Here is a 26233-nt window from a genome sequence, read left to right on the forward strand (position 1 = left end):
TGTCTAGCAGATAACTATAGACTTGAATTAATACATGTCCAAAGATAGCGTAAAAGGCAATTCAGTAAACTCTGCTGATTATATAAAAGGCTTGCCATTTGACTACATCGAAACATATTCCCTCCAGCGCGGAGAGGAATACAATGCAGTGATCCAAATTCTAAAACCGGAACGACATAATTTAAAAGTAAGAAAGGAGAAAAGCAATAATCTGACCGACACCGAAGAAATTCGACTGAGCGAACTTGACGCGCCATTAGGTTTAACACAGTACTTAATTGATAGTACAGGTCGATTTCATTTTTCTAGTCAAAGAATCAATACTTTCCAGCATGGTAATGAGACAATCAGTCTACTAAAGAATATTTTACTTAAAAAAACAACGAACGTCAACAATTGGATATGTGCCCCCGTTTACAGGGATGCTATTGTGTTCTACAAAAGCTATGGCGAAATCGTATCTGTTTTGAATATCTGTTTAAGTTGTGAATCAATGGCGCTAGATAGTTCCAATCAGGTTAAAGCCGATAGTAGCACATATGAAATGCTTAGACAGTTTTTTAAGGAGATAGGTCATCCTGTAGAGTCATGAATTTTTCCTTGGCTTTCGTCTCTATCTCACCTAGATAGGCTACATCGACTTCATTCAGGTAATCCTTCTTATCACTCAGATTAAACTTGAATGTCTTCCCTACAACGTTTTTGGATAAAACAGACAATACGATCTCCTCTGTATCTCGAAATTGTCTCGCGCAAGACAAACAAAGCAGAATAGAAATAATTAAAAGCTTATTCATACATCTAATAATTTTGCAATGCTAGAGAGTTAAGCTCAAGAAAATAATCGTCTGTTTAAAGACAATTAAAGGATTTTAGTTCAAAGTAGCAATATTCACAGACCAGTTTGATCTTTGCAAACTCTTCAGCGTATTCGTTCCAACCGTTATTTCTGATCCTGACCTTTTCACATTCATCACACCATGCTTGAAAATCGTCATCTTCACTAAGTTCCATCCCCTTATATGTTTCAAAAGCCTCCTCAAAACCTTTCGGATGCTCCACGTTAAGATGCCGACAAACAAACGCTGGCCTTGACCGCCCATGGATTTTGCATTCAACTTTTGCCTGGTTAAAATGGACAACTTCCCGCGAATCTTCTTCCAAAACAGCGGTAATTAGAAGATAGCTTTGAAGTTTTTCGGTGGGAGCTCTATAAACTCCTATCCCCTCCAGAATGGCAAATGATATCGCAGCAAACTCCCAACAATCATATTCATCGGCCGAGAAAGTGCCTGCTGTCAATTTCGGGTAATCGTGTTCGAGGCCAAATTCCCTAACAGCAAATGTGCTGTCCTTATTAGGCTCGCAACTATGATCATTGAACCAACTCCACATCCATGTTTCTGACGTAAGTGAAAAGGTACCAACGGGAATATATTTTAGATACAATTGATCTGTACCGTCATTGTATAAGCGCAAGAGTGCAAGTTCAGCATCATAATACCAATGCTGATAGCTGCCGATACTCAACTGTTCCATAAACCTCTCCTGGATCTGCATAAGTTCCCGACATTTTTTACCGGCAAACTGTTCGTAATCTATTTTCAACGTTGTGTATCTTTAATTTGTGGCAATTTTTATAATATTTTGAGCTTATCATCTTGGTTCATTTACCAATTTGGCTACAACGGTTGTCCTCATCTATTATGTGCCGCCCTTCTTCGCTCTGTCATTTTTTTCTAAAGAATTTTATTTGTTCAAGTCTCACGTTGGCTTGCTCCTCTGTATATTCCGCTTTCGGCAATTGCTCAATTGATTTATAATTACCAAAACGCATTACTTTAATATTTGGACCTGTCGAAAGTAAATTAAATTCATTGCAATTGTTACATTGAATAATATTCCAACTATAGTCCGGAATACCTTCTTCTTTTTTTATAATGAATGTCTCAAGTTTTGAACCACATTGAGTACAGTCTTGAGATAAAATTTCAACTATATTGTCTTGTCCTTTGAAAAATGAAGTCAATTTAAATAGTGTATTAAGCACTTTTCCATAAAGCCATCCATTTAAGTTGTCTTTAAAGTCAACTGAAACAATTTTTGAAAGTTTGTCGAAATAATCGCAGATAAATTCACGCTCTTCTGTATCATAATCTGAACGATCAATGCTGCCCAACGATTTTTTTAATACGCTTTTGAGTTGTATTGGTTTATAATCGGAATTTACAGCTTCAATTAAATTATTAGCACAATCGTTGAATAAACTTTGAAGTCGGTCGCAGGTTTCACTATCAGATGGGTTTAGTCCCCGTTCTTCCCAAGCAGAAATAGAAAACTTGTCCCGCAGTATAAAGGCATTTAATTTATTTAGTGTTGTCTGTTTGTTTGTCATTAAAATTGTCAGTTTGGTATTTAATCTTTCGGCCTGTTAGGATTGTACTTGCTTAATATTCTTCCATGAAACCAAATTACATAAAAAAATGGACTGTTTCTGCTCGACGCTTATATCTGCAGGTTATTGCTTTGATTGACTTTATTCATAAACATCCTCAAGTCATCGTAATGGCAAAAGGTAGTACGGCATCTAGAACGAGATTGTATCAAATGGGAATAGCGGAATTTTGGGAAGATATTCAAGAAATATTTGAAGTGAAAGCCTATTATAAAGACAGGTGGGAATCCTTTGAGAGAGGTAAAAATTATGATGCGTTTTTTATATTTAAAAAATAATAACGAACTTTGTATCAGGAGGTTTAAAACATGAGCACAAATACGAATAAAAAAGATAAAAATAACGCGGATATGACGGTTCAAGATCGTCAAAATATTTATAATATATCTTCATTTTTTAAGAAAAAAAACGAAGATGCTATTGAATTTCTGAAAAAGCATCCTATACCTAAGGAGTATATTCGAAAATAAAATTTTGTGTTAAATCTGGTATATTTCCCAAACCACGCCACCCAATACCAATTTGACAAGAGTGCCATCTTCAACCAGTGTATGTAGCACCTCATGTAATTCCAGCTCCTCCATTTTCACTATTCCATATGCTTTATTGGTCAAAATAAATTCACGCATTTTCCATAGGCAGAACTTTATGGAATATTCATTTGTAGGCATAAAATCAAATTCACATATAACACCGTCTTTCTCTAAACGGCAACCCGCGCCGTGAAACTGATATTTGAGCTCATCAATATGCCCCGAACGATTCCCGCTGCTCTTTTTTTCAAATTCTTCCATGTTTGGAGAAAACTGATGTTTGAAGTCATTAATGAAAGCAACATAATCATTCAATACCTTCCTGATAATTAGATTAATCATTTTGTATCAAGATACAAAATAGATATGTAAATTAGCTACTGAGTTATATATTAATAAAATGTGGATTTTCTCGGTTCGTGAGTTATCATTTATATGTACCCGCTGTCGTTTGATTCTGGTAATCTAGCATTAGAAAATAGTACAAGAAAAGCTAAATAATAACTAATATGTTTCCCATAGATCATGAATTCAAAATGGTATACGCACTGTACATACTGCTATTCTGCTATATCAGCTATAGGTTGGTAATTGGTAGCAGAGGTGAAAAAGTTCGACTGATATTCATTGTGTTCATTAGCGTTGTATCTAATATTTTTCTATATATAGACCCCGCTAATTTTCAGGGTGGAGCATCGTTAGGTGTGCTATTTTACTCATTAATCATTTGGTTGTTAACCACCCTATTAACAGTTGTCAATTGTATTTTTTCAAGTTGGAAGAAGGAAACTTTACCATTATAGTTATGGAAAAAGATAAACAAGATTACATCATAAACTATTACCTTCATTTGATGTCCCCAAAAGAAAAGCTTGCTTATAAACATGCGCATTCACTTTTAAAGATAGATCAAAAGGCGGATATTGATAAAATAAAGAGAGTTTACTTTAAAGCTGGATGGCTAACCATAGACGAAAATGCACTAAGTTTATTGAATAATGGACTAGAGAAATTTAATGAAGATACAGCAACGCGTATTATGCATGATCATGCTTCTGAAATTTTTTTTAATTACTGCCCCAATTGTGGGACGCTAGCCAGAACTCCAACAGCAAAACAATGTCGTTTTTGTTATTGCGACTGGCATTGAATTGACTAACATAATCTACAATGAAAATCCACATCGTTAGCGACCTGCATAGAGAATTTGGATACAACGATATCAATCTGAATATAGCAGATGTGCTTATACTAGCGGGAGATACTGATCTAGGAGTAAAAGGGATCGGCTGGCTCAAATCACTTTCTTTGGATATACCGATCATCTATGTGCTGGGCAATCACGAATATTATAAGGGAGCGTATCCGAAAACACTCCATAAAATCATGGACGCTGCAAGCAATTCAAATATTCATGTGCTGGAAAATGAATCTTTGGAGATCGACCACGTTTGTTTCCATGGCTGCACACTTTGGACTGATTTTTCCTTAAAGGGCAATCCAGCTGCATATGGGGCGCTATGCCAAAGCCGTATGAATGATTATAAGAAGATCAGACTAGGTGACAATTATGCCAAATTAAGAAGCATCGATACGTTTAGAATCCACCAAACTTCAAGGCAATGGCTGGAGCATAGTCTTAGTGTCAATCAAGCGAAGCATAATATCGTAGTGACGCATCATGCGCCGAGCATTCGATCCTTACCAATGAAGTATTTGGACGATCCGATCAGCGCTGCCTACGCCTCGGATATGGAAGACTTTATAATAAAGCATCAGCCTTCCTATTGGATCCATGGCCATATACATACTCCTGCAAATTATAAAATCGGCAACACCGATATTATATGCAATCCACACGGCTATATCAATGAACCGTACAACGGATTTAATAAAGATCTTATTATTGAGATATGAACAAAAAATGAGTATGGAACAAATCGAAGTCCTATGGCAGGGAAAAGTTAATAAATTTCCATATCGGATATATACATCCGCAACGAAAAACGACGTCGAAACGATGAAGGATTTTGAGAAACTAAGTCTAATGACGCGTCATCACGATGGGTACATTCGTGAGGTAGCTATCGTGAAATTAATGAAGCTTTTTCCCTCGGCAAGCATTCCATATCTAGTGCAGCTATTAGGTGAATATGTTATGGAAATTCATTTAACCATTATCGGACAGATCATCCCACAGCAAAAACTTTGGATAAATGACTTCTTTACTGAAAACTTATCATATGAAAGGACAATTCGAAATAGAATAGTAAGCTATTGGAATTGTTACTACAGATTTGATTATATCAAGTTGAAAAACTATCCAGCTTTTCAATTTTTATGCGATTGAGTCTATAATCAATACGACAACTATTAATGGGAAATTACTTAGCACTTCCACTCCACCCGTTTGCGATTTATTAATAAAAAATATTAGCCATAGATGGATAGTCCAGCCTAATTTTGTAAATTAAACGCATAAGCCATAGGATGAAACAGTTCATAAAACTATCCCACATTTCTGCCCTTATTATCCTCGTTGTTGGATGCAAGGATCCTTCTCGCACAAAGACAATGGATTTTGGTCTATTTACGCTTGAAGTTCCTTATAAGTGGCAACAGGTCAAACAAGACGGTATAGACAGTTATGTTGGCGCGATGGCTATAGACAACACGGATACCCTTTACTTTGATCTGGGCATGTATTCAAATAGTTTGACAGAACCAAATATTCAGGTAATTACAAGGCAAATGATGGAGGAAAATAACTTGGACTCCTCCGATTTCATTGTTGTTAAAGATATCATGTCGATGAATATTGATGCAGATCTGTACAGAAAACAAAATGTATCCTGGGATACCATTGATAACAGAAGAGCGAAAATCGTATTTCCGAGAATATCCGGAAAAGGAATCACCGGAGTGTATATCGGCAGCCTATGGGGAGACTCTTCAAAAGTCCGGTTTAATCTCCATGGAACAGATCTAAAAACGCAAACAGAAGAGGATCTTGTCAAAGCGATAAAAACATTGAGATTCCATAAACGTAATATAGATAATGAAGAGAATTAACGCTCCCCTATTTGTACACCTCAGTTTTATGGCTTTGACATTTTATGTAGCATTAACAGACGGTGATTGGCTGAGGTATTTTACGGGGAGTTTAAATTTTAATCTAATTATTTTTGGATTGCAAGTTGCAGGACTTATTTATGCAGGATACCTACAGGCGCAAAGAAATAGAAAGATATTCTCCATATTCTGGCCAGCATTGATTGGGTTGATCATACTTATATCGTGTGTACTCATCACGGGAAATTATCAGTTTAATACCCATATAAATATCACGATTTTATGGCTGATTCCTGAGGCCTATTACATAACATATGATGTTTTAATAGCTTATCTCATCAAGGAAATCCCGCTACCATTGAATATAAATTGGCAATTTCAAGCGAAATGCATTTATATTATTCTCTCAGCCATATCTCCCTCGATCGGATATACTATATTTAAATTGAAAAGAGTACGCTCAACACGTAAATAGGAATCTATGGAAGATAATTGGAGTAAATATGGATTTTCAAGTTCTATGGGGCCAAAATTAAGGAAACTAGTGCAAATCCAGCTTGCTAACGAATTAAATAATTTGTTAGGTATGAGTTTTAAATTTGACTTTGACTGGTCAGAATCCTGTATAGAAGGGCATGATGGAATGTTTCTGGATGGTAGCCTGGAGAATTACTCGGGTATTATATTGACCGACAAGCAAGCATCAATTAAAGCCGATGGCTGGATGGACTTTATTCAGGAAGGGGATTTCTTCCTGGCTTATTGGGATCAAATAACTGTTTGGCAAAATGATAGGGAACTATTCTCAAAAGATTTTGGAATCTCCAGCTTCGCCTTTGAATTAGTTCCCGAGGAATTGCGCTGGCATCTGAAAGAAGTCAGAAAACATTAAAGAAATGAAAAATTTGGACGAAAAAGTTTGGTATGCATGTTATGGTTCCAATCTGCTGCAAGAGAGGTTTCTTTGTTATATACAAGGTGGCCAGCCCGCCGGTGCAAACACATCCTATATTGGATGTGAGGATAAGACGTCGCCGATCGACAGTGAAGAAATGTATATTTCCTCAGAGCTATATTTCGCGAAGGTCTCGAAAAATTGGAACGGAGGTATTGCCTTTATTAGAACTACATTTAATCCTACTGCGTCTACTTATGGACGAATAAATTTGATAACAAAAGGCCAACTGATAGATATTGCTAGACAAAAGACAAATACAAGTACCAGCTTGGAAATTGACTTTGAAAAGGCAGTTAAAAATGGCTTTCATATTTTTAAACAGCCATCTTGGTATGGCAATCTATTATACTTAGGTGAGCACAACGGGTTTCCTATTTTTACGATAACAAATGAACAAGATTCACAGTCCTCGACTAAACCTAGCAATGATTATTTAAAAACAATTATTGATGGACTTCGGGAATCACATTGGCTGGACAATCCTGCCATCTTTGATTATCTGAAGACCAAACACGGTATTATAGAAAATTATTCTGAAGAAAAACTCAGGTCTATTATCGGTGAAAAGCAGAACTAATTTATTTAAATTAGAGGCTAAATACTGCGAAAAATTATATTGAGCCAAAATGAAATCAACGGAAGTATATCAATTTTTCCTTCGGAATCTTACCGTTTTTATACAACATTAGTTGCTTTAAATAGAATCCGACGCCATGACCATCAAGATAATCAAGTTTAGAAAGTGTTTCATCTATTTCCTGCTCACTAAACCATTTTACATTTTTCTCTCCTATGATACTGTCTTTAATTTGTTCATCTATTTTTTGAAACTGTTTTAATGTCATAACTTTAAAAGGAGAAATGCCGGTAAATCCAAAGTATACCTCGTTAACCCTTAAGGTATGTGGATCAAAATATATCGAGACAAAAATTTCTGCCTCTTTGTCAAAATCACTCAGTTTTGACTCATCCATATACCTTATTAAAATATCTCGAATTGTATCAATATAATTTACCTTTAATATATTACCATTAAAAGAAGCCGTATGTTTGATTCCATAATATTTGTTGTTTTTATCGCCAACAAGCGTATAGCTCATGTCAGCATTCGATGCATATGGTCTTTTTTCACTATGGTAAAATGTCTTTATCTCGAAACATATGCTACTTGTCAATATACAGGTAACTGTAGCAACTATTTTAAGAAAATCCGTCATAAATAACTATTGAAATAATGATCTTTATTCAGGTTGAATATCCATTATTTTTTTTCGAGAGCATATACTTCAGGTTATCAAATATGCGCTCTATCAGCCGTCTATCCCTGGTAATAATCTCTGCAACCCCTTTCAGCTCATATTTAAATTGTAATCGCTGAGCGTAATTTGTTTTTAGTCCATCGGGCAACTCTACATATATAAGATACTGTTCCAGATCTCCCTGACTAGTCTGCTGGATATTGGTCATTAATGATATCTCCTGAACAACGCCCCTTAAAGAGCCATATTCATTATAGGGGAAATTATCGAGCTTAATAATAACTTCTTGTCCTTTTAAGACCTTGCCAGCACCTGAATTGGGAAGACGCACATGGGCAACAATTTTACTGTCAGCCGGAACGATAGAAAATACGGCCTCTCCAGACCTAATAAAATAATCATCGTTCCAGAAATTTAAATATTGCAGAATCCCGTCTCGGGGAGACCTAAATATGTAATTCTCTTCAAACGATTTCAGGGCCATCGATAGCTCATGATAGGAAGATGTCAGCTGTAACGTCAGAGACTTTTCAACTTCATCTTTTTTAATCTGCGTCTCCGTAATTGCATTCTGCGTCCTGAAAAGTTCAAGCATAACCTGAGACGCCTCTGCCTTGGTATTGACTTCTGTGTAGGCCGCATTAATATGGTTTATTTTGTTTCGTTCAAATTCTGCAACACTGATAACTTTCTTTTCCAGGAGTATAGAATCTCTTTTGGCAAAATTCTCAATGTATGAAGTACTGTTGTGCGAAAGCTCCGCCTTTTTTCTTGATGTGCTCAAAATATTTTTTTGCTCATTGAGCAGTTCATTATACGTCCGCAACTGGTGGTCCAGTGTCTTATTATTATAATAATTTTTATATTGTTGAAGTGCATCGAGTAAAGCATAGTATTTATTATTTATTGCCCCCAAGTAAACTTTGCCGGGAAGCGATAGATTAATCAGCGAAAATCTATCGTTGATATCAATGCCTTCAACTAGTTTATTTACGAGCAGGATATCACCCATATTCGCAGGATTTTCTAGGTAGCCGATGATATCACCCTTTAATACCTCCTGTTGATTTTCTTTCTGTAAAATTAGTTTACCCGATGCCGGACTCACAACTTTTACAGCAGGATTTTCGGTGTTGATTGACACAGTCCCCGACTGCACATCAGGATAAGTAATCAGATAACCGAAAATAAGCAGTAAAAATATACTTACCATTACGATGATGGTTATCTGGACACCGAACTTCTTTGGCATCCTGTTCACAATATGGTCGAGTTCCTCTGTTTTTTTGACCTTATGTAAATCTTCCATTAATTTAAGCTTATCTGTGAATTGATGAGTTGATAATAGTGTCCTTTTCTTTCCATGAGCAGATCGTGACTGCCAATTTCTGCGACTTTTCCATCCCTCATGACGACGATCTGATGGGCTTTCTGAATGGTGCTTAGCCGATGTGCGATGACGACCACCGTTTTCTCCCTAAAGATCTTGTCCAAAGCTTCCACAATTCTTTTCTCGTTACGTGAATCAAGTGAATTGGTGGCTTCATCCAAAAACAGGTAGTCAGGATTTTTATAAAGGGCGCGCGCGATTAATATCCGCTGTTTCTGTCCACCGCTCAGCCCCCTCCCCTGCTCACCCATCATTGTTTTATAACCTTTGGGCATATCTTCTATCTCTTCCCTGATATTGGCAGCCTCCAGAGCCTTTTCCAATCTTTCAATATCTATATTATCATCTCCAAGAACAATATTGTTGATAACCGTATCATTGAATATCTTACCGTCCTGTAATACGACACCACATTTGGAGCGCCAATAATGCAGCGGGATATTATTGACGTTTAAATTTCCCAGATAGATCTCTCCGTGATTCTGACTGTAAAGTCTTAGTATCAGCTTCATCAGTGTTGTTTTACCACTTCCACTATCTCCTACAATAGCCGTTACTTTCCCGTGCGGTATGACAAGGTTAACCCCGTTTACGATATACGGATTTTTTGGTGCGTATTGAAAATAAAGACTTTTTAAAACAATGTCTTTCCCTTGAGGCAAAATCGTCTCATTAAAAGAGCCAACCTGCTCCTCGTCTTCCAAACCATGTATTTCGTTGATACGGGCAAATGAAATTTTCGCAAATTGGGCCGAAATGATAAACTGTATAAATTGTTGTATGGGAGCATTGAGCATGCCGATTATAATCTGGGTGGACATCATGATCCCAAAACTCATCTCTCCCTGAATCACCGCTTTTGCGCAAACAATTGTAATGGCAACATTCTTAAGGTTTTCAATAAACTGTCCACCAAGGTTCTGATAATTGGTTATAGACAGAAGTTTTAGATTTACCTTATAGAGCCTTGCCTGTAAGTTTTCCCACTTCCACCGTTTTTGCGTTTCATAATTATTTACCTTAATATCCTGCATTCCCGTTATCGTCTCTACCCAGTAACTCTGATCTTTTGCCATAAGACCAAAATAGTTGGTATCCAGCCGCCGCCGAATGGCCAGAAACCCAAATATCCAAAGGAAATAGATCACACTACCAGACACAAACACCCAAAATATAAAGGTATTGAAAGTCACAAGTATAACTGCAAAAACAATGAAGGTTAAGCCTGAGAAGATCAGGTTAAGTGAATTACCCATAATGAAGTCCTTGATACGCTGATGATCTTGTGCCCGCTGAAGAATATCACCTATCATTTTGTTTTCAAAAAAGCCAATGGGAAGTTTCATAAGCTTGACCAGATAATCAGAAATCAAAGAAATATTGATGCGGCTTGTGAGATGGAGAACAATCCAGTCCCTTACTGCATTGGAAAGTGTTGTGGCTAAAAGTATGGCAATATTTGCAAAGAGCATAATATTGACAAAATTCATATCCTGGGTGCTTATACCTATGTCAATTATTGACCGCGCAATAAAAGGGATGATGGCCTGAAGCCCTGTGACAAAAAGCATCACAATAAAAAGGTTAATAATACTCAGCCGGTATGGCTTAAAATATTGGAATATAGTATTAAAGCTCTTCTTCCGTCTGAAATTCTCTTCCTGGTGAAGATCAAAAAAATTACCGTCAGGCTCAAATCCGATCACCACCCCTTTCTTTGTTGTCGATTTATACCAGTTTTTAACAAACGTTTTTATGGGGTGTTTCACTAGTCCGGCACTGGGGTCAGAAACGTAAAAATACTTTCTATCTACTTTATATACGATCAAAAAATGGGAATCTTTCCAATGAACAACAACAGGAAGCGGAACATCGTGTTGCAACTGTGCGAGCGTACACTTAACACCCCTGCTTTTGAGCCCTATTTTTTCAGCTGCATGGATCAGGTTAATAATAGAGATCCCCTCTTTGGTGGTACCACATAATTCTCTTAAAAAATTTATTGGATAGAACCGTCCATAATATTTTGCAATCAATCTCAAGCAGGTCGGGCCACAATCCATCTTATCCATCTGGATTTCAAATGGGAAACGCTTAAAAAACACCTTCATAAAATCTTAGGCTATTAAATTTACGTACACTTAATGTTAACAACATATTAATTTTATACTACTTTTTGTAAATAAAAATGAAAATTACTAAATTTCATCGACACAAAAAGAAGATTAAAGAAATTTTATAGCTCTTAAAAGATAAATAATCAATGCACCAAAATTATATAGTGATACTTGCAGGAGGTCTTGGGGAAAGATATGGAGGCGTTATGAGCAAGCAGTTTCAAGCCATAAACGGTGTTCCGGTGATTATTAAGACCATCTGTAAATTCTTACAACGTTTTGAACCGCAAAAGATAAGAATCGTGGTCAACCCTGACCACATTGCGCACTGGAACAAGCTTAAACTTGACTATCCGATTATCCGTGAAATAACATTAATTGACGGTGGCGAACAAAGATTTCATTCGGTAAAAAATGGATTAGCATCTATTGACTCCAGTGACAACGACCTGATAGGAATACATGATGGCGTACGCCCTTTTGTTACCTTAGAAACCATCGATCATGCTTACACCACCGCTTCTCAGTACGGTACCGCCGTGCCTGTCTTTAATGCGGTCAACACTATTCGGATAGCAAAAGAGAACCAGAATAACGCACTTGATAGGCAGTACGTCAAGATTGTCCAAAACCCGCAGGTATTCCGTTCCAAGATTATAAAAACCGCATACTGCCAAAACTATACGCCCGACATGCTGGATGATGGAACTATCGTCGAAAAGGCGGGCTACAAAATACAGCTCTGCCAGGGCAATTACGAAAATATAAAGATAACACATCCACAAGACCTTTACATCGCAGAAGGACTTGACAGATTGCTCGCTAGCAGTTCAATTGAAACAAATGGAAAAATATACGGTAACTCCTACACTAAAATATTATAAGAACGACTACAAAAAGTCGGCAAAAGAGGGATCGGATCAACTAGCTCTGGGAGAAGATTATCAGAGCAGGTATGGAGCAAAGATTCCTGATTACGAAGTCAATTTATTTCAGGTCCATCATGCGATCTGGAAAGACTTTTTGGAAAACTCCACAAAAGACTATTGCCTGATCCAGGAGCATGGTACCGCAATTTTGAAGGATCTAACGGAAATAAAATCGGTATTGCTGGAACAAGATCTAAATTTCCACGTCTTATTTCCCTTTGACCTCATTAACTCAGACACACGTCTTAAAATGCCAATCGCATTCAGCAGATTTGGATTTTATTGGGGTACTTCGTCCTATATTATCTCGAGAAAGTCCATAAAGGAACTCATAGAGAAATGTTCGGAAATAAGGTGGCCCTTAGCAGAACAATTTCTAGAACTGGGAATTGACCGTAAAATCAAGATGATTGCCGTTGATACCGACTGGACTATGTTCTCCGACCGAAAGGCCCCTTCTTACCTGGCAAGAAAAAACAGTATGATCGAATACATTAGGTCGTACAGTGCCTGGGAGAAGGACGAAATAAGTCAAGTTCGGGGAATCTTAACCTACCTTTCGGAAACCGCCGCATCACTGGATGTAAAGATATTTCTGCACGCTGGTACCTTACTCGGATCGATCAGGCATAGCGGAAAAATTATGCCTTGGGACGATGACATCGATCTCATGGTAAAAAAAGAAGATCTCATCAAATTGATCCCCGCTATCCGGCAGGATGGTATATATAATGTGACCGAATGGACATGGTCAAAAACAGGAAAAACATATTATAAGATCTGGAAAGAGGGCGGTTATAAAACAGAAGGCTATGAATACACTTTTCCCTTTGTCGACATCTGGTGGACTGAAGAAATCGGGAATAAAATCCATACCAATGACGGGTATGTTTTTGAGAAACAGAGCTACTTTCCATTGCAGCCTATCGAATTTGAAAATGCTAAATTCTATCATCCCGCCGTGGCAACAGATATACTGGACACAATGTATAAAGGCTGGAGAAATGAAATCAAGATATTTTCGTGGTCGCATAAATTTAAAAAGCACAGCGTCAAACAGATCAGCGTTCCCATCACCACAGACAAGAAAGGAAGATTTACAAATTATAAATGAATGAAAATATGAAAAGAAAGCCTATTTTAAATTTTTTCGACATTGCAAGCGATGTCGACCTGTTACCCGAGAATGAGCTATTTAAATTAAAAGGTGGTGACAGTGATATCGCATGGGAAACCGAAGGCCCTGAAATTGATGTATATCCCCCGGATGGTGGTGGTGACGATGACAATTGGGACGATGGTGGTGATGACGGTCCTGAAGAGCCATGGGATGATGAATGGGATGAAGACTGGGATGGTGATGATCACGGCGATGGCGGAACCGATAATGATGAGGAGGAACAACCGAAATGTACCTATACAAAAGGAATTGTGGGACTTGGCTCTGGAGGGATTGTTGACTATTCTAATCATTTGGGTACTTTTAGAAGTGCAATAACTGCTGATTTAAATAACCCAAATACAAACCAGGCATTCAAAGACACGTTAAATGGACTGAATCAGATTTTTAACAGGATCGAGAGTTCTAATTTTAATCTGGTGATCAACTTTGGTGATGCCGATGGCAGCGCAGCGTATACATCACTCAGCGGAAATAAAGATGTTAAAATTACAATGGATCAGTCCGAATTGGTTTATAAAAAGGATATATATCTTGCCGGCACCGAAATCCTCCTTCATAAGAAGGGTGATTTAAACTATGCCGCTTTTAATGAAGTATTAGCTCATGAATTAAAGCATGTTGAGCAATTTTTAGATGGCAGGATCGGTTTTAACATGTTTGATAATGAAATAAAACTAAAATACGGCATCGAGGATGAAGTTGAAGCTTTCGCATTTGCAAATAATTATGCAACTTTTGGTAATCCGCCTGTTGAAATAAATGAAACTTGGGTAAAAAACCAGACGATCACAGTAACTGGTGCCGATGGTCAACCTCAAACGATCAAACCATACGCAAACTTAGGTGATGGAAAAAACTGTCCGATCCACGGCGTATCCTCTAACCCCAATTAATAGATAACAAATGAAGAATAACATTTTAACAATTGTAGGAATTTGCCTTTTAACATCTGCTTTTGGTCAAAAAAAAGAAAAGGAGTTATCGATACTTCAGACTTTGGTTGAAAAAATACATTTGGATCTCCGTGATGTTGCAATGATGTCTGGTGTTCCAAGTAAGACATCAGTCAATTGGGCTAAACTGGTTTATGTTCAGCAGGAAGACTCCATATTCAGAGTTCCATTTGACAGTCTCACTTCACCAAAATGGAATCATCTAGCATATGATATTACAGTCGAATTCGATAGGTTTACAGAAAACCGAACTCAGAATCTTCAAGGAGTAATCGTTCTAAAACGCATCAGTCCTGAAAGAGAGGAAAAACTCCGAAACTGGATGCTTAAAGAAATGGAAAAGGAGAAAGCTTTGAAGAGATAAATACTGCCGTATGACATCTTAGATCTGAAATATAAAGCCTGGCGCGAAGAAATAAGGTTATTTTCTTGGTAGCATAAGTATAAGAAGCATAGTATAAAAACAGACCACCGTGCCTATTATAACCGATAAATTAGGAAGATTTACAAATTACAAATAATTAAAAATTATGAAAAGAAAACCAATCTTAAACTTTTTCGATATCGCAAGCGAAATTGATCAATTACCAGAAAACGAGCTTTTTAAATTAAAAGGAGGCGATAGTGATATCGCATGGGAAACAGAAGGTCCAGAAATTGACGTTTATCCTCCTGAGGGTAGCGGTGACGATGACAATTGGGATGATGGAGGAGATGACGATTGGGAAGATCCTTGGGATGATGGAAATGACGAAGATTTTGAGGATTATGATGACTTAGGCGATGGCGGAATCGATAACAATCCTGATAATGATCCCGATGCAGATGAACTACCTGAATTATGTTTTGATGCTATTTGGGATGCTTATCCACATAATGTAAATGGTCAAACCCAACATCCAAGCCAAGATGATTACGCAAACCAATGTGCTATTCGCGTGGGAGCGGCATTAAAAGAAGTATATGATGTTGACTTCGGTAGTTATGGTACAGAATTTGACGACCCTTTATCATCAGAAGGTTATCCTATTCGGGCGGCTAACTTAAAAAATTATCTAGTTGATGACTATAAATCAAAAGGTATGGAGAGCCAAATAAAAACATATAATTCGACAAATGCATTCCTTGATTCGGCATCTTCAAAGTTAAATGGTATAGTTTATATGCAACGTGGTGGAGTAAATCACATTGATGTATTTAAAGGCGATGAAGGAAAAAACGAAGTAGGATCTCTTTGGTTATCAGGAAATGTTGACAAAGTGATCTTCATTCCTATAGATAATTCAGCATGTCAATAAAATTTTTTATTATGAAGTTTACTAAAATATTAGTTTTACTCTTTCTCTTTATTGATTTTTCTGTTGGTTTTGCACAGAAAAAAATAAATGTAAATACAGCCAAAGAGTATTGGTTTTCTGATAGATTATCAGACAGCCTCTCGGAAAAGAAAACACCCGATCCAAGCCAAGGCTTTCCTATACAGGCATTTTTAATACAGAAAGATAGATTATACTATCAACCGGCAATAGGTGACGACCTGATTCCCGTTTCTTTAACACCTGTGAAAGGCTCGGATAAATTATATCTGAATATCGGCGAAACAATGACAAGTAATCATATGTATGATTATTCATCAGATGGAAAGGATTTCTTATTAACAAAAAGGGCAAATGAAATGCTTTTAACTGTTAATGATAAAAGTGGAAACACTGTAGATTCTATCAAATTTATAAGACCTACAGATTTCATGATGAATAAAGACGTATCGGAAATTTACTTTGCACATTTGATAAACGGTACTTATAGATTAGGCGATTCTAATGATGAGGTCTCATTTGATATGGACGGAAATTTAAAGGGGATTAATAGCTTTTCAAAATGGAATGTGACTAGAGCTGCGGGAAAGATAAAACCTCGGGTAAACAGTCCCCATGCGTTTATAGTCCTTCAAACCTCAGGTGTTAAGCAAAAGGAATCATTTGTTGTCATCTTTGACGAACTTATTAAAACAATGAATTTCTTTAAATATAATATTCTTAAAGATGGATCCTACAGTTTAGAAAAGGAACCCTATTATATATTGAAACAAAGTTAGTTTATCCTATTTCCAGTAACTCTTTAAATCACTGGAAATAGGTTTTTATTTTCCCACGTTAGGAACGTGTAAAACCATAAACGGACGATACAGTGCATTTGTGGGGAGTTTGGAAATCCAAACTGCTGTGTGGTCGCTGCAAATTATAAACTTTAATAATTTTATCGATGCTTTTGGCTGCGTCCTTATGATTTTGGTATACTCGCTTGGGATAGAATTCATTTTTAAGAATACCATTAACACGTTCAGCTAGCGCGTTATCATAAGGCTACCACGCTGCGTCATACTAATCGCAATGCCATAAAGCCGGAGCATTGCTTTATCTTTACCATTGCTAATTCTGATTCTTAAATTACATCACAGGATGAAAAAAATACATGTATGGTTCGGAAAGTTTAAAACGGAGAAAGAATTAAAAAAATATCTGGATCAAAATGACTATCTGGAAGCATGGTCTGTTTATGACAACGAACCGCCAACCGGAAACGAAGAGGACGATAAAGAACCAAATACGGAGTTACGCTGTGATTTTTGCAAGGAAGTTCATTTGGATAACTATGATGAAGATCTCATGATAATGAAATATTATAAGAACTCTCTAAATATCAAAACCATTGCAAATGATATTGGTGTAGATAAAAATGAGTTAGAAACATTATTAAGAGGACATAGTTTCATTGGTTTTAACGCTGTTGTAGCTTTTGAAGACAATGACCTAGATGAAAAAGATGCTTCACGTTCTGAAACGATAAAGTACATTGGGAAATTGGCTCAGTTTTCTGACCAGTCTTTATCTGATTATGAGGTTCATTATTTATGGATAGGAGACAATAAAATTGATAAAAAGAATATTCTCCAACAAGCGGCACTAAATAAAAAGGATATTATAAAACTGAATTATTACCATACTTCAAAAAGCGAAAAACTTGACGAGATACTGATTCTCCAAATAGAAGATTACAACATTGCCGAAAAGATGATTTTCAAAGCTGAAGAGCTGAGAATGATCACCGCCCATTCCGTACTTGAACTTGTTGTAAAAGGCTCAATTGAAATACATGGTGAAAAAATTGCCGATATGCTCGGTATGAAATATATTGGAAAATTTGACAAGGAATAAAATCTAATTTGTTTTTTACAGTTTGTAATCGTCGATTTTCACCTGTTCGCATATTTACGAACGAAGAATATCTGCTTAAAAATACCAACTAAAACTACAGAATAATAGATGAACATACAGCTAAGTGTCAATAGAGATTTAAACGCAAACGACATACTACAACTTTATCAAGCTAACAAATGGAGTGCGGCCGATAAACCAGAACTACTGATCAAAGCACTCTTAAATTCGCATTCCTTAGTGACGGCATGGGATGGTACGACATTGGTAGGTCTAGGAAATGCTATTTCCGATGGGTATCTCGTGGTTTATTATCCACATCTACTGGTGCTACCCTCCTATCAAGGCAAAGGTGTTGGGCGTTTGATTATGGATAAAATGCAAGAGATTTATAAGGGTTTTCACATGCAGATGCTTACGGCTGATGGAAATGCGATCGACTTTTATAAAAAGAACGGCTTTGAACGAGCAGGTCAAACAGAGCCGATGTGGATCTATTCTGGGGGTGATCACTGAGAGAAGGTTAAGGTAGCCTGCCCAAAATTCCGGCATTTGTAAAGACTGAAATGCAGGTTTATATCAATGCACAGCTTGGAGCGAATCTTGCGAGAGTAGCCAATATGGTAGGAACTAATCCTGGGACGGGAGTGAAAAACTGGGATCCTATTTGTAAATAAATTCAGATGCGAAAGGAACAAATAACGGAGCAGTTAAAAGAGTATTATCCGGAGGGTCTTACCCTCGACGATATCATGGCTTATTCCTCTTCAGAACCTTACAGTAACCGGAAACGATGTATTGAATCAGCCTGGTCAGACCACGGGCAATGGGAACAATTAAAAGAATCCCTTACCGACCTGTCTGCTGAAATCTGGGACTACTCCTTCTTAGGGGGAAGCCCTTCGTATCACTTTTCCTTCCGCCTTGAGCAGAATGAAGACATTTTATACTCTTTATTTGTCAGTGTTATCTTACCCTATTTTGCGATCAGGATAATGAGCCTTTCCAATCGGGAAAAATCATTTACCTCTGTAAGCGACACTGATTTTCAGGTATTTGAAAAGCTAAAAAAGAAAGTACAAAATGTTTTCCCCGCGCATCTGATAATTAAAGATGATAGGTTGCTACAAACTAAGGTTGATATCTTCGAGGCAGATGGGGAAAATCCTCCGTCAATACAGCACCTTTTATTCTCGACGATAGAAACATAGTTACAGCAGCACTATTCCGCAGTCTTTCTCCAGATCAACCCACTCTTCGATAAATACCACCGATACCCTTTGGTCCATAAAATTTCTCCTTATCCTGTAATTTTTAGAAATTGGATTTGATTACCAACAATATTGAGCCGGTAACTCAAGACAATAGGGCTTCCAGGAAAATTACCTGAGACTTCCGCTTTCAAAATACTTTGATCCTCATTCTTCTCAAAGCTGATAGGCTTCATAATTGACTTATAGTTTTTATTTGCATCTGAAATCCATTTTTCGATCTCTTTTCGTCCATTGTGCATTTTGCCCTCATCATAAACTACTGCTGTTTCGGCGAAACACTTGGCATATGCAACGCTATTGTAGCTCGCTTGTGCTGCCACTAAATCTATTAACACTTTTGGTAATTCCATGATTTCTTATTTTATCTGATCACCTTCGAGAACTTCAAAGTCTCCATAAGGAGAAAGAACTTCAATTGGGTGCCCCTTCATAGTCTCCCTGATCAGGCTCCAATATTTCTCTAGCTCTTTTTGATCAATAGTTGTGATTCTTGTAAATATTATGTATGCTGGCATATGACTAAATTCAAACGGTTGGTATTGTCCCGCCATCGATTACAAATTCGGTTCCGGTGAGATATCCTGCTCGTGGTGATACTAAAAAACCGACCAATTCCGCAACCTCTTCGGGTTTTGCCGGCCTGCCAAAAGGTATTCCTCCCAGGCTATTCATGACCTGTTGGATTGCTTCCTCAACACTAATACCGTTTCGCTCCGAAATTTCCTGCATCATTCCCGTTGCACCATCTGTCTGAATCCAGCCCGGCGAAACAGTTAAAACTCGTACTCCTTTCGGTGATACTTCATTTGATAGATTTTTACTGTAATTTAACAAGCCTGCCTTTGCTGCCGCATAAGGTAATGTTGAATCATGTAGTGGTAACCTAGCTTGTATGGAAGCGATATGAATAATGACACCATTTCCCCTTGCTAACATATGAGGCAAAAAGCCTCGGTCTAAACGGACCGGCGCAAGCAGATTGGTATGAATAGCCTTTTCCCAATCTTCATCGCTCAATACTGAAAAACCTCCGCCTTCTGCATCTGAACCGCCCAGATTATTGACGAGTATATCCAACCTTCCAAATTTTTGAAGAACTTCTGAAACTATTTTTTTGGTTCCGGCAGATTGGCTTAGATCAGCAGAAATAAAATGTAACTTGTCGTTGGCTTGTTTAGGGGTATTTCTTGCCGCAATAATAACCGTTGCGCCTGCATTTAACAAGCGCTCAGCTATTGCCTTTCCCGCGCCTTTTGTACCACCTGTCACCAAAGCAAATTTACCCGATAACTCCTTGTTGAAATCAACTATATGTTTCATTATTGAAATATTTTTATACAAATTTCCGACCTATAAACAGTTTACACAAGTACGGAAAAACGAATTGCATAGGGATAAATTTATCCCATATTGTATATTTTCGAACATTGACTTAATTTTGGAATATGTACGAAAAGAAAATACCTTTAAGTCTCAACTGTGGTTTAGACCTGATTGGTGAAGTTCTCTATGGTAAATGGAAAATAAGATTATTGTGGTTTATCAATGAAGGGTACAAACGCCCAAGCGAACTCCAGCGCAAAATACCGGATGCTTCACGAAGAGTTCTAAATGTTCAGCTAAAAGAACTTGAAGAGCACGAATTGGTTGCAAAAGTTATTTACCCTGTTGTACCACCTAAAGTGGAATACAGTCTTACAGAATTTGGGAAGACTTTAATCCCTGTAATTTCTGCACTAGGAAATTGGGGTGATGAGCATCAGGAGCGTCTAAGGAAAGTAATTTTGAAATAAAACGTTGAATTTCCCCGGGAGAAATTCAAAAAAATGGCGTGCGAAATATCAAAAAAAGTCGATTCTTCATTTAGAATCGACTTATCTACATACGCTAACTATGATATATGACCTAAAATTTACGACCTAGATAACGCTGGTGGCCAGCTTCATCATTTCAGATCACCATAGCCTTGTAGACCAGTTGTCTTACAATAGGCTTCCTCAAGAATTTTCAATCGTCCGCTTTTTATTGCAATTTTCGCAACAATACTCAGAAGAGGTTCTACAATTTTCATTACTCCTGTCATCTTGGAGTTATTCAGGTAAATGAACAGAGCCAGGTCTGAAAAATTCTTTGGAATTCCGTTCCCGTCCGTAAGACCATCCTTTGCCAGCCCCAATAGAATCAGTGCGGCCTTCTCAAATTCAATATTTCCTGGATCGATGGTTGTCCGTAACCGGCACACGCCTTTAGATCTATTATTAAAAAGATGTGTTTCATTAGCCGATATGAAGATCTTATCCCCCGACTTGAGTTGGTAACGTTTACCGCTTCTACCCACTTCCAATTCACCTTCAAGGACTTCAAACCTTTCAGAAAATAGTGTATGATAATGCCATGGCGTTTTTGCTCCGGGGAGTAGATCACATTCACTTATAGTAGAACCACCATTGGCCGCAGACTGAATAAGATCAAAAGATACTTGATTATAAGGATTGTCGGTTCTCTTTTTTTGCATTAAAAGCACCGGCCCCACTATAATGCAGATCAATACAGCTATCATATGAGCTATGCCATGCTGCCAGTCGCTGCCATTTTTGCCCATTACAATCATGAAATCGCCTAAGGGCACGACGGTCGCTGCTAGCAACGCTATGGCCAGTGCTTTCCTTTCATTTGCCAATACTAAAAGCACCAGAAGAATACCAGAAAATAGATCGCGAATTCCTTTGATGTAGTGAAAGGAATAATCAGCATGTGTATTAGTAGAGATACCGTAATCGAATTCAGCGTTAAGCGGTGAAAACAAAAATCTTAGACCTATAAATAGTAAACCTATTCCGGTCAAAAATGAAATGATGTAACATATTCTTGTTGCCATAATATATAATTTTATTGACAACAAAGTTATCTGGACCGATTTCACTATTCATGCACCTAAGTTAATAACTCAGTCCCTCCTCGTATTTCGGCTCCGGATACGGCTTAACGATTGTGGTTTCACCCCGACGTACGAAGCAATATAATATTGAGGAATTCTTTGTACTAGCTCAGGGTATTCTTTTATAAATTTCTCATAACGAATTTCGGGAGAATCAGTATAAAAAGAATTAAGCCCTTGAAGGGTTTGAACAAAAACCTGCTCTATCACTAACCTGCCGAAACGTTCGCCATTCTTGATCTCAGAATAAAACACTTGAAGATCATTATAAGAAATTACCAATAGTGTACAATCTTCAAGAGCTTGAATAATCTGCCTAGATGGCTTTTGGGGAATAAAACTTTCGTTATTGCAGACAAAATCCATTTCTTTACCAAATCCATATGTTTTCTCCTCCCCATCATTGTTGATATAATACTGCATAACACCGCTGATAATAAAACCAACATAACGGCAAACGTCCCCTTCACGCAAAAAATATTCACCCTTCCTGTATTTCTTTTCCCTAAAAAGTTTTGAAATCAGGTCCCTATCTGCTTGATTAATGTCTATTGCATCTGTGACCGTTTTTAATAATATATTTATCATAATAGCGACGTATTGGTTCTTTAAAGATCGTAAAAAATTTTATGCCAGGATCAGAAAGTCAAAGGGTGATCGGGATAGCTGGTGTCCTATAACTTAAAGGAAAGCTTGCCGAAGAAAATGCTGCAAAGGATGAGAGTTGATGGTAAAAATTGACAAAAAAACAATAAGCCCCTACAAAGGAGCCACTTATGAAGTGGCCAAAATAGTTCCTTTATTTCGACACTTATAACTTATTCTCAGATTTGGACTTATCTGGAAATTTTATTCGTTGAGGTCGGCCAGGGATCTCGATACGGAATCGGTAGAGATTATTCTCACCGCAACTACTGGGATAACGCTTCGGTTTCAAAAACGAAACAGAACAATAAATACAGACGACTATTATTGCCGCTACAAATTCAGGCACAATAATACCAAGATAAAATCTATCATATATATCTAGTGGTCATTGATATCGAAATATCCAAAGAAGAAGAAAAATCAATTTTAGCTATTTAAAATATACGTTATATTTATTCGAATATAGCCCCGCTAAAGCAAATGACAGAAACAGAAAAATATCTTGCTGACTTTAAAACAGCTGTTACAAGCGTATATCCCATTTCGGATAAGGCATTTGATTTATTGGCTGAAACGGCCTACGTTCAGCAGTTTAAGAAAAATGAAGTTTTACTTAGGGAAGGGCGTGTCGCCAATGACATTTTCTTTGTCTGTAAAGGAGCCTTAAACTCTTATTTTATTGATGAAAAAGGAGCTATCTGGAATAAATGGATTTATTTGGAGAGGGATTTTGCGAGCACAAGATTTTCGGCAATCATAAAAACGCCCAACGATTTTAAACTGCAAGCTATTGAAAACACTACTGTGCTATGTATGCCTTATCATCAAACAAGAGCAGCTATCAATCAAAATGATGAACTAAAAAACCTTTACATTGCCTATTTGGAGAAAAAATGGATCGTCATTAATGAAGAAAGAGAAATTTCTTTACTGACCGAAAGTGCAACCACAAGATATCTCAAATTGCTGGCGGCACATCCGGGAATTGACAGCAGAATTCCACTACAATATATTGCTTCGCACCTGAGCATTACCCCAACACAGTTGAGCCGAATACGTAAAGGGCTAAACAAATAAAAAAATCATTACGCTCAACCTATGTAGAGTGCGTTGTCGAAATCACACTTTATTTTTGCTTATTATCAAACAATAATAAAGGATACTATTAAACTCTTTGAAATAGAACGCATCGTACTATTAATTGAAGTTTGGAATAGGAGACCGTAATAATTAACAATTGAAATTAAATTATGCAAACAATTTCCAAAACACTAAAAATATTTCTAACCGCACTTATTCTTTCCAATATCGTACTGATGGCTTGTGTGGTCTACTTTTTTCTGAACAACAAGCACAGTTTAAGCGCGGAAAGAATAGATATCAAGGACAGATCTGGAAATAATCGTGTCGTTATTGCAAACACAGATAACATTCCGCAACCTATTATCAAAGGGAAAACATATAAAAGGGCTTACGCTCCCGCGGGCCTGATTTTCTATGATAAAAATGGAGACGAAAGAGGCGGTTTGGCAATTACCGATAATGAAGAGACTAACCTGAATGCACTTGCATTTGATTATCAGAATGCCGATGCCATTGGTATCCTGGCACAGGATAATAAACACGACAATTATTTCAGGGCTGGTCTATTGATTAATGATAAAGATCTATCCGGTAAGCCGGGGCATAATATTAACCGGATAAACCTACTAACAGAGAATGGGAACGCTTCTTTGGTGATGAAAGATAACAATGAGATACCGAGAATTATTTTAAAGGTGGACAGTCTGGGTAACCCTTCTATCGAAATGTTGGACGATAAGGGAAAAGTGAAATGGAAACAATAAGCTATAATCGAGAACTGTGCTGTCATTGATAAAATCACTATCTCCGCTTAAGCGATCGAAGCATAAACCGAAAAACGAAAAAGCAACCTATATCAGTAATCTCATTCGACAGCAGTTTGATATTGTATCGCATGGAACCCTAACAGATTTATCCGTTTGGATGGACACGGACAAGACCAGTAAAGATCATTGCTAATTTGTAAAAAAAAGCTTACTCGTCGCCCCGCTATCCGTAAATGGCTGGATCGGGGTACTTATATGGATGATGTAGCACCATTTGATCAATTATGTTTAAATTCACGTTACAATGATAACTTGCTACGGCCCATGATCAATATACTCTATACCTTTCATGCTTTTTCAGCGGGTGCATTTCTGTTGCTCGGCACCTTAATCGTTATGGGTGTCAACCACAGTTGTTCCCACGCAGACCGGTGGCTTGGGACTTGGTATTATTTGATGGCATGCTTATTTACCCAGCTTTTTCTTGAAGGTTTTCATATCGAGAGCAATGGATTGATCCATACGCTGGAACTCCCGCGATGGGCTACACTCCCCTGCTTCTACCTGGCCGTTCACTACATGGTCAAACCAACAGCAAAAATTCGGTATTGGGGACTACATTTTTTTCCATTCCTCGCTTTCGTTTTCTTCTCCATCATTTATTTAATACCCGGACTTTCTAATAGACACATCCATCCGCCTCAATTACCGCAATGGATCATCTTTACTATCAAATATTTCTTTTTTGCACAATGTATCTTTTATTGGATTGCCTGTTATAACCTCTTTAAAATACACCAGAAAAACATTCGCCAGCTATCTTCCTATACGGAAAAGATAAACATGGCCTGGTTAAAGTACCTATTGATTGCGCTGTTATTGATGATTGTTGTCCGTCTACTCGCTATGGTTCATTTAGTTTTTAGTGCTGTCGCCCCAATTTTATATTTTATGGGCACAGTGGCACTTGGGTACGCAACGCTAACACAACGGTCAATTTACACAATTGAGTCTACAAAAAACCTCATCAACGAAGCGCAGCATAAAAAGGTTAAAGCCGAGGATCGGCTTACAGCACAACAGGTAGACACATTAAAAGAAAAACTATTACAGAAAACTACAGCTGAAAAGCTATATCTCGACCCGGGTTTAACACTATCATCCCTCGCGGAGCATATCGGAATCAATCCGCACGATCTGTCCTACATCATAAACAATGGACTGCAGAAAAATTTTTACCAGTTTATCAACGAGCTTCGCACGGAGGAAGCGAAACAACTTTTATTATCCGAAGAGGCCAAGCTACTTGATATGTTTGGAATCGCAATAAGGGCAGGTTTCAATTCAAGAACAACCTTTTATGCCAGCTTCAAAAAAGCAACAGGCATTACGCCGACAGAATATATGAAAGTCAATAGTAAACAATCAAACTAACTCGGCACAATGAAGTTTGTTCGAT

General features: G+C 37.5%; 35 protein-coding genes and 1 pseudogene. 23 read left to right on the forward strand and 13 right to left on the reverse strand.

Annotated elements, in window-relative coordinates; genetic code table 11:
* Nucleotides 1-34: 34 nt before the first annotated feature.
* Nucleotides 35-592, forward strand: a complete 558-nt coding sequence (locus CBM24_RS15700; protein ID WP_088161893.1) for a hypothetical protein — start codon at nt 35-37, stop codon at nt 590-592.
* Here CBM24_RS15700 and CBM24_RS15705 read toward each other — a convergent pair.
* The 3 genes from CBM24_RS15705 to CBM24_RS15715 all read right to left on the reverse strand — a co-directional run bounded on the left by CBM24_RS15705 (nt 561) and on the right by CBM24_RS15715 (nt 2395).
* Nucleotides 561-797, reverse strand: coding sequence for a hypothetical protein (locus CBM24_RS15705; RefSeq protein ID WP_088161894.1), 237 nt, complete (start codon nt 795-797; stop codon nt 561-563). The two genes, CBM24_RS15700 and CBM24_RS15705, sit on opposite strands and share 32 nt — an antisense overlap.
* A 55-nt stretch (nt 798-852) precedes the next feature.
* On the reverse strand, nt 853-1608 hold the full coding sequence (locus CBM24_RS15710; RefSeq protein ID WP_198385922.1) for a DUF6882 domain-containing protein: 756 nt from the start codon (nt 1606-1608) through the stop codon (nt 853-855).
* A 121-nt stretch (nt 1609-1729) separates the two neighbouring features.
* Nucleotides 1730-2395 carry a DUF4844 domain-containing protein gene (locus CBM24_RS15715; protein ID WP_088161895.1) on the reverse strand — a complete coding sequence of 222 codons (666 nt, stop codon included), beginning with the start codon at nt 2393-2395 and terminating at the stop codon, nt 1730-1732.
* A gap of 65 nt (nt 2396-2460) precedes the next feature.
* On the opposite strand from CBM24_RS15715, the gene CBM24_RS15720 reads away from it, so the two are divergent.
* Together CBM24_RS15720 and CBM24_RS27345 are read left to right on the forward strand one after the other, a co-directional pair.
* Nucleotides 2461-2733 (forward strand): DUF6934 family protein, encoded by a 273-nt coding sequence (locus CBM24_RS15720; RefSeq protein WP_088161896.1) that lies wholly within the window; start codon nt 2461-2463, stop codon nt 2731-2733.
* A 30-nt stretch (nt 2734-2763) separates the two neighbouring features.
* Entirely contained in the window at nt 2764-2925 is a 162-nt protein-coding gene (locus tag CBM24_RS27345) for a hypothetical protein (RefSeq protein WP_157698484.1), read from the forward strand.
* 9 nt (nt 2926-2934) lie between these two features.
* Here CBM24_RS27345 and CBM24_RS15725 read toward each other — a convergent pair whose 3' ends face one another.
* Nucleotides 2935-3330 (reverse strand): DUF6896 domain-containing protein, encoded by a 396-nt coding sequence (locus tag CBM24_RS15725; protein WP_088161897.1) that lies wholly within the window; start codon nt 3328-3330, stop codon nt 2935-2937.
* Between the two features lie 463 nt (nt 3331-3793).
* Here CBM24_RS15725 and CBM24_RS15730 point away from each other — a divergent pair, with 463 nt between their 5' ends.
* From CBM24_RS15730 to CBM24_RS15760, 7 genes are all read left to right on the forward strand, one after another.
* Nucleotides 3794-4138, forward strand: a complete 345-nt coding sequence (locus tag CBM24_RS15730) for a hypothetical protein (RefSeq protein ID WP_157698485.1) — start codon at nt 3794-3796, stop codon at nt 4136-4138.
* Between the two features lie 20 nt (nt 4139-4158).
* Nucleotides 4159-4905 (forward strand): metallophosphoesterase, encoded by a 747-nt coding sequence (locus tag CBM24_RS15735; RefSeq protein ID WP_088161899.1) that lies wholly within the window; start codon nt 4159-4161, stop codon nt 4903-4905.
* A gap of 13 nt (nt 4906-4918) precedes the next feature.
* A complete protein-coding gene (locus tag CBM24_RS15740; protein WP_157698486.1) occupies nt 4919-5338 on the forward strand; it encodes a hypothetical protein in 420 nt (139 codons plus the stop codon).
* A 140-nt stretch (nt 5339-5478) separates the two neighbouring features.
* Entirely contained in the window at nt 5479-6060 is a 582-nt protein-coding gene (locus tag CBM24_RS15745; RefSeq protein WP_088161901.1) for a hypothetical protein, read from the forward strand.
* Nucleotides 6047-6535 carry a hypothetical protein gene (locus CBM24_RS15750; RefSeq protein WP_157698487.1) on the forward strand — a complete coding sequence of 163 codons (489 nt, stop codon included), beginning with the start codon at nt 6047-6049 and terminating at the stop codon, nt 6533-6535. Before CBM24_RS15745 ends, CBM24_RS15750 begins: the two co-directional genes overlap by 14 nt.
* Nucleotides 6536-6646: 111 nt before the next feature.
* The gene (locus CBM24_RS15755; RefSeq protein ID WP_157698489.1) at nt 6647-6952 is read left to right on the forward strand and encodes a hypothetical protein; all 306 of its coding nucleotides are present in this window, start codon (nt 6647-6649) and stop codon (nt 6950-6952) included.
* A gap of 4 nt (nt 6953-6956) precedes the next feature.
* Nucleotides 6957-7595 (forward strand): hypothetical protein, encoded by a 639-nt coding sequence (locus CBM24_RS15760; protein ID WP_088161904.1) that lies wholly within the window; start codon nt 6957-6959, stop codon nt 7593-7595.
* A gap of 55 nt (nt 7596-7650) precedes the next feature.
* On the opposite strand, the gene CBM24_RS15765 is transcribed toward CBM24_RS15760, so the two are convergent.
* The 3 genes from CBM24_RS15765 to CBM24_RS15775 are packed head-to-tail and all read right to left on the reverse strand — an operon-like array spanning nt 7651 to nt 11778.
* Nucleotides 7651-8235 carry a hypothetical protein gene (locus CBM24_RS15765; protein WP_088161905.1) on the reverse strand — a complete coding sequence of 195 codons (585 nt, stop codon included), beginning with the start codon at nt 8233-8235 and terminating at the stop codon, nt 7651-7653.
* A gap of 28 nt (nt 8236-8263) precedes the next feature.
* Nucleotides 8264-9586 carry an HlyD family secretion protein gene (locus tag CBM24_RS15770; RefSeq protein ID WP_088161906.1) on the reverse strand — a complete coding sequence of 441 codons (1323 nt, stop codon included), beginning with the start codon at nt 9584-9586 and terminating at the stop codon, nt 8264-8266.
* Nucleotides 9586-11778, reverse strand: coding sequence for a peptidase domain-containing ABC transporter (locus CBM24_RS15775; RefSeq protein ID WP_198385923.1), 2193 nt, complete (start codon nt 11776-11778; stop codon nt 9586-9588). Before CBM24_RS15775 ends, CBM24_RS15770 begins: the two co-directional genes overlap by 1 nt.
* Nucleotides 11779-11930: 152 nt before the next feature.
* Between CBM24_RS15775 and CBM24_RS15780 the strand changes: the two genes are divergently transcribed.
* From CBM24_RS15780 to CBM24_RS15805, 6 genes are all read left to right on the forward strand, one after another.
* Nucleotides 11931-12668 carry a 2-C-methyl-D-erythritol 4-phosphate cytidylyltransferase gene (locus CBM24_RS15780; RefSeq protein WP_088161907.1) on the forward strand — a complete coding sequence of 246 codons (738 nt, stop codon included), beginning with the start codon at nt 11931-11933 and terminating at the stop codon, nt 12666-12668.
* Nucleotides 12628-13827: a LicD family protein gene (locus CBM24_RS15785; RefSeq protein WP_088161908.1), complete on the forward strand. Its 1200-nt coding sequence runs from the start codon at nt 12628-12630 to the stop codon at nt 13825-13827. Before CBM24_RS15780 ends, CBM24_RS15785 begins: the two co-directional genes overlap by 41 nt.
* 8 nt (nt 13828-13835) lie before the next feature.
* Nucleotides 13836-14789 (forward strand): hypothetical protein, encoded by a 954-nt coding sequence (locus CBM24_RS15790; RefSeq protein ID WP_157698492.1) that lies wholly within the window; start codon nt 13836-13838, stop codon nt 14787-14789.
* Nucleotides 14790-14799: 10 nt separating this feature from the next.
* Nucleotides 14800-15213, forward strand: a complete 414-nt coding sequence (locus CBM24_RS15795) for a hypothetical protein (protein ID WP_075993066.1) — start codon at nt 14800-14802, stop codon at nt 15211-15213.
* 166 nt (nt 15214-15379) lie between these two features.
* Entirely contained in the window at nt 15380-16147 is a 768-nt protein-coding gene (locus CBM24_RS15800) for a T6SS effector amidase Tae4 family protein (protein ID WP_075993067.1), read from the forward strand.
* Between the two features lie 11 nt (nt 16148-16158).
* Nucleotides 16159-16944, forward strand: a complete 786-nt coding sequence (locus tag CBM24_RS15805) for a hypothetical protein (RefSeq protein ID WP_145330703.1) — start codon at nt 16159-16161, stop codon at nt 16942-16944.
* Nucleotides 16945-17002: 58 nt separating this feature from the next.
* On the opposite strand, the pseudogene CBM24_RS28095 reads toward CBM24_RS15805, so the two are convergent.
* Nucleotides 17003-17200: pseudogene (locus CBM24_RS28095) on the reverse strand (integrase core domain-containing protein); the annotation flags it as partial.
* Between the two features lie 108 nt (nt 17201-17308).
* On the opposite strand from CBM24_RS28095, the gene CBM24_RS15815 reads away from it, so the two are divergent.
* The 3 genes from CBM24_RS15815 to CBM24_RS15825 all read left to right on the forward strand — a co-directional run bounded on the left by CBM24_RS15815 (nt 17309) and on the right by CBM24_RS15825 (nt 19275).
* A complete protein-coding gene (locus CBM24_RS15815) occupies nt 17309-18064 on the forward strand; it encodes an immunity 22 family protein (RefSeq protein ID WP_088161911.1) in 756 nt (251 codons plus the stop codon).
* 108 nt (nt 18065-18172) lie between these two features.
* Nucleotides 18173-18580, forward strand: a complete 408-nt coding sequence (locus CBM24_RS15820) for a GNAT family N-acetyltransferase (protein ID WP_088161912.1) — start codon at nt 18173-18175, stop codon at nt 18578-18580.
* 167 nt (nt 18581-18747) lie between these two features.
* Entirely contained in the window at nt 18748-19275 is a 528-nt protein-coding gene (locus CBM24_RS15825; RefSeq protein ID WP_088161913.1) for a hypothetical protein, read from the forward strand.
* 89 nt (nt 19276-19364) lie between these two features.
* On the opposite strand, the gene CBM24_RS15830 is transcribed toward CBM24_RS15825, so the two are convergent.
* From CBM24_RS15830 to CBM24_RS15840, 3 genes are read right to left on the reverse strand one after another with little or no spacing between them, the layout of a single operon-like run.
* Complete coding sequence (locus CBM24_RS15830; RefSeq protein ID WP_088161914.1) at nt 19365-19688, reverse strand: hypothetical protein; 324 nt, start codon at nt 19686-19688, stop codon at nt 19365-19367.
* Between the two features lie 6 nt (nt 19689-19694).
* The gene (locus CBM24_RS28100) at nt 19695-19889 is read right to left on the reverse strand and encodes a DUF1330 domain-containing protein (protein WP_088161915.1); all 195 of its coding nucleotides are present in this window, start codon (nt 19887-19889) and stop codon (nt 19695-19697) included.
* Nucleotides 19864-20658 (reverse strand): SDR family oxidoreductase, encoded by a 795-nt coding sequence (locus CBM24_RS15840; RefSeq protein WP_075993093.1) that lies wholly within the window; start codon nt 20656-20658, stop codon nt 19864-19866. Before CBM24_RS15840 ends, CBM24_RS28100 begins: the two co-directional genes overlap by 26 nt.
* 125 nt (nt 20659-20783) lie before the next feature.
* Between CBM24_RS15840 and CBM24_RS15845 the strand changes: the two genes are divergently transcribed.
* Nucleotides 20784-21131: a winged helix-turn-helix transcriptional regulator gene (locus tag CBM24_RS15845; RefSeq protein WP_075993094.1), complete on the forward strand. Its 348-nt coding sequence runs from the start codon at nt 20784-20786 to the stop codon at nt 21129-21131.
* Between the two features lie 152 nt (nt 21132-21283).
* On the opposite strand, the gene CBM24_RS27350 is transcribed toward CBM24_RS15845, so the two are convergent.
* Together CBM24_RS27350 and CBM24_RS15855 are read right to left on the reverse strand one after the other, a co-directional pair.
* A complete protein-coding gene (locus CBM24_RS27350; RefSeq protein WP_075993095.1) occupies nt 21284-22216 on the reverse strand; it encodes a DUF4267 domain-containing protein in 933 nt (310 codons plus the stop codon).
* Nucleotides 22217-22285: 69 nt separating this feature from the next.
* The gene (locus CBM24_RS15855) at nt 22286-22864 is read right to left on the reverse strand and encodes a Crp/Fnr family transcriptional regulator (RefSeq protein WP_075993096.1); all 579 of its coding nucleotides are present in this window, start codon (nt 22862-22864) and stop codon (nt 22286-22288) included.
* A 540-nt stretch (nt 22865-23404) separates the two neighbouring features.
* On the opposite strand from CBM24_RS15855, the gene CBM24_RS15860 reads away from it, so the two are divergent.
* The 3 genes from CBM24_RS15860 to CBM24_RS15870 all read left to right on the forward strand — a co-directional run bounded on the left by CBM24_RS15860 (nt 23405) and on the right by CBM24_RS15870 (nt 26208).
* The gene (locus CBM24_RS15860) at nt 23405-24001 is read left to right on the forward strand and encodes a Crp/Fnr family transcriptional regulator (protein WP_088161916.1); all 597 of its coding nucleotides are present in this window, start codon (nt 23405-23407) and stop codon (nt 23999-24001) included.
* A gap of 173 nt (nt 24002-24174) precedes the next feature.
* A complete protein-coding gene (locus CBM24_RS15865; protein WP_070565714.1) occupies nt 24175-24771 on the forward strand; it encodes a hypothetical protein in 597 nt (198 codons plus the stop codon).
* A gap of 189 nt (nt 24772-24960) precedes the next feature.
* Nucleotides 24961-26208 carry a helix-turn-helix domain-containing protein gene (locus CBM24_RS15870; RefSeq protein ID WP_157698494.1) on the forward strand — a complete coding sequence of 416 codons (1248 nt, stop codon included), beginning with the start codon at nt 24961-24963 and terminating at the stop codon, nt 26206-26208.
* Nucleotides 26209-26233: the final 25 nt, after the last annotated feature.

The sequence above is a fragment of the Sphingobacterium sp. G1-14 genome (assembly GCF_002196555.1).
In the GTDB taxonomy this organism is placed as follows: Bacteria; Bacteroidota; Bacteroidia; order Sphingobacteriales; family Sphingobacteriaceae; genus Sphingobacterium; species Sphingobacterium siyangense.